Origin of the sequence: Bradyrhizobium genomosp. III (assembly GCF_000261705.1) — a bacterium.
Taxonomy (GTDB): Bacteria; Pseudomonadota; Alphaproteobacteria; order Rhizobiales; family Xanthobacteraceae; genus Bradyrhizobium; species Bradyrhizobium ottawaense.
The window spans coordinates 1-8,786 of record NZ_AJQF01000106.1; the positions used below are offsets into that span (position 1 = coordinate 1).

The following is an 8,786-nucleotide window of genomic DNA, read 5'->3' on the forward strand; positions in this document are numbered from 1 at the left end:
AGAACGCGGGCTCGGCCTCGGGCCTGTTCAACATGATGCGCAATCTCGGCGGCGCCGTCGGCATCGCACTGCTCCAGACCGTGCTGACCAAGCGCGAGCAGTATCACTCCAACGTGCTGATGCAGTCGGTCTCGGTGTTCGAGCAGGCCACCCGCACACGGCTGGAACAGCTCACGCAATATTTCGTCAATCATGGCATCCTCGACCGTGCGGATGCGGCGCATCGCGCCTATGTCGCGATTGGCCATATCGTGCAGAAGCAGGCCTATATCTTCGCCTTCAGCGACACGTTTTATCTGCTCGGCATGGCGCTGATCGTCGCGCTCGCCGCGGTCCTGTTCCTGAAGAAGCCCGGCCAGACCTCAGCCGGTGGTGCCCACTGACTCAACCCAGCAGCAAGGAGAACGACCATGAAACCCCGCATGAACTACTATCAGGCCGCGCCGGACACGATCAAAGCGCTGATGGCGCTGGAGACGCAGATCCAGTCCACGGGGCTCGAGAAATCGCTGATCGAGCTCGTCAAGATCCGGGCGTCGCAGATCAACGGCTGCGCCTTTTGCATCAACATGCACACCGAGGACGCGCGCAAGCGCGGCGAGACCGAGCAGCGCATCTACCTGCTCGATGCCTGGCGCGAATCCCCGCTCTACACCGGTCGCGAGCGCGCCGCGCTGGCCTGGACGGAATCGGTCACGCTGATCGCGCAGACGCATGCGCCTGATGACGTCTACGGGCAGGTCCGCGCGCAGTTCTCCGAGGAAGAGACGGTGAACCTGACCATGCTGATCGGCGCCATCAACGCCTGGAACAGGATCGCGATCGCGTTCCGCGCGGTTCATCCGGTGAAGGTGAAGGCGTCGGCGGCGTGAAGGGGCGCGCCCCGAGGCAGGTCTCGTAGGGTGGGCAAAGCGACTTGTCCGCCGTAGCTCGTAGAGCGAAGGCGGAAGCGTGCCCACCTTCTGTCAGCTAGAGCGAGAGAGACGTGGGCACGGCGCAAGTGCGCCTTTGCCCACCCTACGGCAGCGGTACGCGGCTCAGACCGCCGTCGCCTTGGCGAACTCCACGTAGATTTCGCGCAATCTCGTCGCCATCGGGCCGGGCTTGCCGTCGCCGATCCTCTTGCCGTCGATCGCAACCACGGGCTGGACAAACAGTGACGCCGAGGTGGCAAAAGCTTCCTTTGCAGCCAGCGCCTCGGCCACCGTGAACGAGCGCTCCTCGACGCGAAGCTGACGTTCCTCGGCGAGCGCCACCACGGCCTTGCGGGTGCAGCCCGGCAGGATCGCGTTGGAGTTCTTGCGGGTCACGATGACGTCGTCCTTGGTCAGGATGAACGCCGAGGATGAGCCGCCCTCGGTGACGTATCCGTCTTCCAGCATCCAGGCTTCGCCGGCGCCGGCTTCGGCCGCCGCCTGCTTTGCCAAGACCTGCGCCAGCAGGGCCACGCTCTTGATGTCGCGCCGCTCCCAGCGGATATCCGGCACCGTGATGACATTGATGCCGGTCTTTGCGGAGGCGGCGTTGATGATGTCCTTTTCCGAGGTGAACATCACCAGGCTCGACTTGACGTCGCCCTTGGGGAAGGGGAAGTCGCGGCCCTTGTCGGCGCCGCGCGTCACCTGGAGATAGACGAGGCCGCTTGTGACCTTGTTGCGCGCGATCAGTTCCTTCTGCAGCTCGGTGATGCGTTCGAACGTCTCCGGCAGCCTCAAGCTGATCTCGCCGACCGAGCGCTCCAGCCGCGCCAGATGCGAGGCGTTGTCGACCAGCTTGCCGTCGAGCACGGCCGAGACCTCATAGATGCCGTCGGCGAACAGAAAACCGCGATCGAGGACCGAGATCTTGGCGTCCGAGAGCGGGACGAATGAGCCGTTGACGTAGGCGATCGGGTCCAAGGCAGGTCTCCTGGGGAGAAAGGGGGATTTGGCTCTCGGTATAGGAGATTTGGCGCGCCCGATAAACCCTTCATCCGTCATTCCGGGGCATTCGCGCAGCGAATGAGCCCGGAATCCATAACCACCATCGGGGTATGGATCCCGGGCTCGCGCTACGCGCGCCCCGGGATGACGACCGGCTAATGCGACAAGATCTTCGACAAGAACTTCTGCGCGCGGTCGCTGCGCGGCTGGCCGAAGAAATCGTCCTTCGCCGCGTCCTCGACGATCTCGCCGCGGTCCATGAAGATCACGCGATTCGCCACCTTGCGGGCAAACCCCATCTCGTGGGTGACGACCATCATGGTCATGCCCTCATGGGCGAGATCGACCATGACGTCGAGCACTTCACTGACCATTTCGGGATCGAGTGCCGAGGTCGGCTCGTCGAACAGCATCACGATCGGGTCCATGGCGAGCGCGCGCGCGATCGCCACGCGCTGCTGCTGGCCGCCGGAAAGCTGCGCGGGAAATTTCTGCGCCTGTTCCTTCAGGCCGACGCGATCCAGCAGCATCATGCCCTTCGTCACCGCCTTGTCAGACGACCTGCCCAGCACCTTCTGCTGCGCGAGGCAGAGATTGTCGATGATCTTGAGATGTGGGAACAGCTCGAAGTGCTGGAACACCATGCCGACGCGCGAGCGCAGCTTGGGCAGATTGGTCTTGGGATCGTTGACCTTGGTGCCGTCGACGCTGATGTCGCCGCTCTGGAACGGCTCCAGCGCATTGACGCATTTGATCAGCGTCGACTTGCCCGAGCCCGAGGGGCCGCAGACCACGACCACCTCGCCCTTGGTGACGTTGGTGGTGCAATCGGTCAGCACCTGGAAGCTCGGAGTGTACCATTTGTTGACGTGGCTGATTTCGATCATGACCGACACGCTCTATCGAATGATGGCGATGCGCGCCTGGAGGCGACGGACGCCGAAGGACGCGATACAGGAAATGGTGAAGTAGACGACAGCTGCGAACAGGTACATTTCGACGAGGCGCCCGTCGCGCTGCGCGACCTTGCTCGCCGCTCCCAGGAAGTCCGTGATCGAGAGGACGTAGACCAGCGAGGTGTCCTGGAACAGCACGATGGTCTGCGTGATCAGGACCGGCAGCATGTTGCGGAAGGCTTGCGGCAACACGACGTAGCGCATGGTCTGGGCGTAGGTCAGCCCCAGCGCGCTGGCCGCGGCCGGCTGGCCGCGCGAGATCGACTGGATACCGGCGCGCATGATCTCGGAGAAGTACGCCGCCTCGAACATGATGAAAGTGATGAGCGAGGATGCGAACGCGCCGACGCTGATGGGGCGCGAGGCGCCGGTCAGCCATTGCCCGATATAGGGCACCAGGAAGTAGAACCAGAAGATGACCAGCACCAGCGGCAGCGAGCGCATGAAGTCGACATAGACGCCGGCGATGCGGCCGAGGATCTTGAAGCCGGACAACCGCATCAGCGCGAGCGCCGTGCCGAAGACCAGGCCGCCGAGAGCTGCGAGCCCCGTCAGCGTCAGGGTGAACGTCATGCCCTCGTAGAACAAATAGGGCAGCGCGCGGCGGATGACGTCGAAATCGAGATTGCCGAACATGGCGCTATTTCCCCGTGATGTAGCCGGGGATCGCGACCCAGCGCTCGAGGAAGCGCATCGCGGTCACGACGACGGCGTTGACGAGGAGGTAGAGAAGCGTCGCGGCGGTGAAGGCCTCGAACACCTGGAACGAGAACTCCTGCATCGAGCGCGCCTGTCCAGTCAACTCGAGCAGGCCGATGGTGATAGCGACCGCCGTGTTCTTGATGGTGTTGAGGAACTCCGACGTCAGCGGCGGCAGGATGATACGGAACGCCATCGGCAGCAGCACATAGCGATAACCCTGCGCGGTGGTCAGACCCAGCGCGGTCGCCGCCATCTTCTGCCCGCGCGGCAGTGAGCCGATGCCGGCCTGCAATTGCACGGCGACGCGCGCCGACATGAAGAAACCAACGCCGATCGCCGCCGTCCAGAACGGCGCGTTCGGCAGCTGCTTCAGCCAGGTGCCGGCGCCTTTCGGCAGCAGTTCCGGCAGCACGAAGAACCACAGGAACAGCTGCACCAGCAGCGGCATGTTGCGGAAGAATTCGACATAAGCGAAGCCGAACCAGTTCGCACCCTTCGACGGCAGCGTGCGCATGACGCCGACGAGCGAGCCGGTGATCAGCGCGATGACCCAGGCCAACGCCGCGGTCTTCAGGGTCAGCACCAGGCCCGACAGCAGCATGTCGAGATAGGTGCCCGTCCCCATCGGGTTCGGCTGGAAAAAGATTCCCCAGTTCCAGTTATAGTTCACGTGTCCCCCGCGCGAACGCGCCAGTCAGAGATATCCTGGCCGCCTATGCAAATGTCCGGCCACCCCTGTGTCAAGAGTGGCCGGACATGATCCCGATCGAAAGATCGAGGTTATCTTACTTATAGTCGTCCGGGTTCGGCGAGTCCGAAGGCTTCGCGAACTCGTTCTTCAGCTCGGCCGAGATCGGCGTATTGAGGTTGAGGCCCTTCGGCGGGATCTTGGCCGTGAACCATTTGTCGTAGATCTTCTGGGCCTCGCCGGATGTATAGAGCGCAGCGGTCGCCGCATCGACCACCTTCTTGAAGGCGGCGTCGTCCTTGCGCAGCATGATGCCGTAGGGCTCGGGCTTGGAGAACGCGTCCTTGGAGACGGCGTAGTCATCCGGCGACTTCGAGCCGGCGACGAGGCTCGCGAGCAGGATGTCGTCCATGACGAAGGCGACCGCGCGGTCGGTCTCGACCATCAGGAAGGCTTCGGCGTGGTCCTTGGCGGGGATGATGTTTGCGCCGAGGCTTTTCGCGACGTTGGCCTCGGTGAGCTGCTTGATGTTGGTGGTTCCCGCGGTCGAGACCACCGTCTTGCCCTTGAGGTCGTCGATCGACTTCAGGCCGCTCGACTTCTTGAAGACGTAGCGGCTGGCGGTCAGGAAGTGGGTGTTGGTGAAGGCGACCTGCTTCTGGCGCTCGGCATTGTTGGTGGTCGAGCCGCATTCGAGGTCGATGGTGCCGTTGGCCATCAGCGGGATACGGGTCGCCGACGTCACCGGATTGAGCTTGACCTCGAGCTTGTCGAGCTTGAGCTCCTTCTTCACGGCGTCGACGATCTTGTAGCAGATGTCCATCGCGAATCCGACGGGCTTCTGGTTGTCGTCGAGATAGGAGAAGGGGATCGAGGAGTCGCGGAAGCCCAGCGTGATGGCGCCGGTGTCCTTGATGTTCTTCAGCGTGCCTGTCAGCTCCTGGGCCCCGGCCTGGCTGACGGCGAAGGTCGCGGCGAGCGCGAGCCCAATGCTACGGAAATGTTTCACTTTTTTGGTCCCCTTTCAGGATGATGCGGCCCGGATGCAAGCACAGATTGGGCCGGATTAGAATGTGACTTTCGGCTGGCTTGCGGCAGAGGTTAATGGGCTCAGGTCAGCGGCTTGGGCAATTCCCCGAGATCCCAGAACAGGCCGGCCATCACCGTCAAGGCTTCTTCCGTCAATGGCAGCAGGATGTGCTCATTGGGCGCATGCTGGGAGCAGCCGGGATAGGAGTGCGGGACCCAGATCGTCGGCAGACCCAGGATCTCGGAGAATACGTCGTTGGGCAGCGAGCCGCCGAAGTTCGGCAGCACCGCCGGCGGTTTCCCCGTGGTCTCTTTCACCGAATCCGCCGCCCATTTGATCCAGGGGCTGTCGAAATCGGTCCGCGATGCAGCAAAGCTCTGCGCCGCCCGCACCTCGACCATCGGAAAGCCCTTCTGGACAAGATGCGCGCGGACCGCCTCGATCAGGCCGCCGACCTCGGTGCCGACCACGAAACGCAGTTGCAGCACGGCGTTGGCATGGCCCGGAATGGCGTTGGCCGGCTTCTCGATATTGCCCGATGACATCGCCAGCACTTCCAGCGTGTTCCAGGCGTAAAGCCGCTCGGCGGCCGACAGCCCCTCCTCGCCCCAGTTCTCGGCAAGCGCCGGCTCGTCCTCGGTCGGCACCACCTGCACGTCGGCGAGATAGCTGCGGATCTGGTTGCTGAGGCGCGGCGGCTTCAGCGCGTCGAGCTGCAGGCGGCCATGGCCGTCGACCAGCGTCGAGATCGCGTTGACCAGGATGGTCGCGGGGTTGGCGAGCACGCCGCCCCAATTGCCGGAATGGTGGCCGCCATCGCGCAGGTTCACATCCAGATGAATGCGGATGCCGCCGCGGCATCCCAGGAACAGCGTCGGGCGGTCGGCGGACAAACGGGGCCCGTCGGAGGCCATGAACAGGTCGGCCTTGAGCGCATCGCGATTGAGGTCGCAGACCTTGCCAAGATCGGGCGAGCCGATCTCCTCGCCCATCTCGACGATGAACTTGGCGTTGAAGCCGAGCTTGCCGCCACGGGCGTCGCGCACCGCGCGGAGTGCCGCCATGTTGATGCTGTGCTGGCCCTTGTTGTCAGCGGTGCCGCGGCCATAGAGCCGCGTGCCGGCAACCGTCGTGCGCCAGGGATCGCGGCCCTCGCGCCACTCGCCCTCCATGCCGTCGACGACGTCGCCATGGCCGTAGATCAGCACGGTCGGCGCGGAGGCGCTTTCGTGATGCTCGGCGAACAGGAATGGCGACTTGCCACTGGGGGACTCGACGATGCGGCTGGTGAAATCGAGCGCCGCGAAGGCCGGCACCATCTCCTGTTCCAGATAGGCGCGCAGCTCGGGGCCGCGCGCGGGATTTTGGCTTTCGGTCTTGAAGGCGACGCGGCGGTCGAGTTCAGCGAGGAACGCACCGGATTTGAAATCCTCGCGGGCGCGGGCGATGGCGTCGGCTCTGGTCATGATTTTCTTTTCGGACTTCGAGGCGAAGGACCCTACCCGAGACAGGGTGGCCTTCGAAAGTGGCAGGGACTTGGATAGCTCTTGTACTTCTCTTGTAGTTCTCTTGGGATTTCGTTCTTGCTCTCTTGAGATTGGCTTGCCAAAGGCGGCAGCCCGCTGATTTTGGCCTTGCCAAGCGCAGGTTATATGCAAGAACTTCGCCAAGTTCGGGCGCACATCTACCATTCGAAGAGCGCTCAGTATAGAGCGCCGGGGAACGATCATGGCCAAGCAGATCAGGCTCAATGCCTTTGCGATGAATTGCGTCGCGCACCAGTCGCCGGGCCTGTGGACCCATCCGCGCGACCGCACCGCCGAGTATAACCGCCTGCCCTACTGGATCGATCTTGCCAGGACGCTGGAGCGTGGCCGTTTCGACGGATTGTTCCTCGCCGACGTGCTCGGCGTCTACGACGTCTACGGCAACAGCCCTGACGCGGCCTTGCGCAACGCTGCGCAGACGCCGTCGAACGAGCCGCTGCTGCTGCTCTCGGCAATGGCCGCGGTAACGCAAAATCTCGGCTTCGGCGTCACCAGCAATCTGTCGTTCGAGCCGCCCTACCCGTTCGCGCGGCGGATGTCGACGCTCGATCATCTCACTGAAGGGCGGATCGGCTGGAACGTCGTCACCGGCTATCTCGACAGTGCCGCGCGTGGCGCCGGCAAGGACAAGCAGACCGGGCATGACGACCGCTACGACATCGCGGACGAATACATGGAGGTGGTCTACAAATTATGGGAAGGGAGCTGGGAAGACGACGCCGTGCTGCGCGACCGCAAGCGCGGCATCTTCACCGATCCCGCCAAAGTCCATCGCGTCAACCATGAGGGCGCAAACTATCGCATCAACAACACCATTCACCTCAGCGAGCCGTCGCCCCAGCGCACGCCCGTGCTCTACCAGGCCGGCACCTCGCCGCGCGGTCGGCAATTCGCGGCACGTCACGCCGAATGCGTGTTCATGTCGGGACCGTCGGCCAAGATCATCGGGCCGCGCGTGTCGGCGATCCGCCAGGAGGCCGCCGCGGTCGGCCGCAATCCGGCTGAGATCCTGATGTTCAACATGATGACAATCATCCTCGGCAACACGGAAGCGGAAGCTGCGGCGAAATATGCCGACTACCGGTCGCATATCAATCCGGAAGGCGCGCTGGCGTTGATGTCGGGATGGACCGGCATCGACTTCTCCGGCTACGAGCTCGACCAGCAAGTGCGTCACGTCCAGAACGACGCCGGTCGCAGCGCGCTCGACAACGTCACCCGGGGCGACCCGGACCGCGTCTGGACCGTGCGCGACGTCATCGAGCATGTCGGCATCGGCGGCGCCGGCCCTGTCGTGGTCGGCACGCCGGAGATGGTCGCGGACAAGATCGAGGATTGGTTCGAGAAGACCGACGTCGACGGCCTCAACGTCGCGTTTGCGGTCTCGCCCGGCGACTTCGAGGACATTGCCGACATGCTGGTGCCGGAGCTGACGCGGCGCGGACGGTACAAGTCGGAATACGCAAAGGGCACGCTGCGGGAGAAGCTGTTTGGCGAAGGTCGCGCAAGGCTCGATGCGCCGCATCCGGCGGCGGGGTATCGGGTGGGGAGGAAGGGGTAGGCGCCACACACGCCGTGTCGTCCCGGCGAACGCCGGGACCCATAACCCCAGGGAGTAGTTTTGGCGAGGATTGGTCGTTCGGGATTGGGAGCAGCCGCGATCGATAGATCATGCGGTATGGGTCCCGGCGTTCGCCGGGACGACAGCGGGGCTACACCTTCCCGTCCACCATGACCTCGATCAACTTCGTCCCCGGCCGATTGAACGCCGACGCCAGTGTCGCCTTCAGCTCTCTGGGATCGCTGACCTTGATCGCCTCGCAGCCGAGCGCCTTGGCGACGCCGGCGAAATCGACGGGCGGATCGACGAAATCCATGCCGACATAATTGTCGTCGTCATGGAAGGCGAGCAGGCGCTGCTTGATGATACGGTAGCCGCCA

At 63.6% G+C, this 8,786-nt stretch carries 9 protein-coding genes and 1 pseudogene; 3 read left to right on the plus strand and 7 right to left on the minus strand.

What is annotated here, in order from left to right; all coding sequences use genetic code 11:
- Positions 1-383, plus strand: a pseudogene (locus IC66_RS0110205) (EmrB/QacA family drug resistance transporter); the annotation flags it as partial.
- A gap of 27 nt (positions 384-410) precedes the next feature.
- Positions 411-872, plus strand: coding sequence for a carboxymuconolactone decarboxylase family protein (locus IC66_RS0110210; protein WP_038947546.1), 462 nt, complete (start codon positions 411-413; stop codon positions 870-872).
- 165 nt (positions 873-1,037) lie between these two features.
- Here the strand turns inward: IC66_RS0110210 and IC66_RS0110215 are convergent, their stop codons facing one another.
- The 6 genes from IC66_RS0110215 to IC66_RS0110240 form a co-directional block, all read right to left on the minus strand.
- On the minus strand, positions 1,038-1,898 hold the full coding sequence (locus IC66_RS0110215) for a D-amino-acid transaminase (RefSeq protein WP_038947547.1): 861 nt from the start codon (positions 1,896-1,898) through the stop codon (positions 1,038-1,040).
- Between the two features lie 179 nt (positions 1,899-2,077).
- Positions 2,078-2,809 carry an amino acid ABC transporter ATP-binding protein gene (locus IC66_RS0110220; protein WP_028140045.1) on the minus strand — a complete coding sequence of 244 codons (732 nt, stop codon included), beginning with the start codon at positions 2,807-2,809 and terminating at the stop codon, positions 2,078-2,080.
- A gap of 12 nt (positions 2,810-2,821) precedes the next feature.
- Positions 2,822-3,514 carry an amino acid ABC transporter permease gene (locus IC66_RS0110225; RefSeq protein ID WP_028140044.1) on the minus strand — a complete coding sequence of 231 codons (693 nt, stop codon included), beginning with the start codon at positions 3,512-3,514 and terminating at the stop codon, positions 2,822-2,824.
- A 4-nt stretch (positions 3,515-3,518) separates the two neighbouring features.
- Entirely contained in the window at positions 3,519-4,250 is a 732-nt protein-coding gene (locus IC66_RS0110230) for an amino acid ABC transporter permease (protein WP_038947549.1), read from the minus strand.
- Between the two features lie 115 nt (positions 4,251-4,365).
- Positions 4,366-5,277, minus strand: coding sequence for an amino acid ABC transporter substrate-binding protein (locus tag IC66_RS0110235; RefSeq protein ID WP_028140042.1), 912 nt, complete (start codon positions 5,275-5,277; stop codon positions 4,366-4,368).
- 101 nt (positions 5,278-5,378) lie between these two features.
- Complete coding sequence (locus IC66_RS0110240; protein ID WP_038947550.1) at positions 5,379-6,764, minus strand: M20 family metallopeptidase; 1,386 nt, start codon at positions 6,762-6,764, stop codon at positions 5,379-5,381.
- A gap of 262 nt (positions 6,765-7,026) precedes the next feature.
- Here IC66_RS0110240 and IC66_RS0110245 point away from each other — a divergent pair, with 262 nt between their 5' ends.
- A complete protein-coding gene (locus IC66_RS0110245) occupies positions 7,027-8,406 on the plus strand; it encodes an LLM class flavin-dependent oxidoreductase (protein WP_038947551.1) in 1,380 nt (459 codons plus the stop codon).
- A gap of 151 nt (positions 8,407-8,557) precedes the next feature.
- On the opposite strand, the gene IC66_RS0110250 is transcribed toward IC66_RS0110245, so the two are convergent.
- Positions 8,558-8,786 (minus strand): thiamine pyrophosphate-dependent enzyme (locus tag IC66_RS0110250; protein WP_038947552.1); only part of this gene is annotated, 229 nt, incomplete at its 5' end.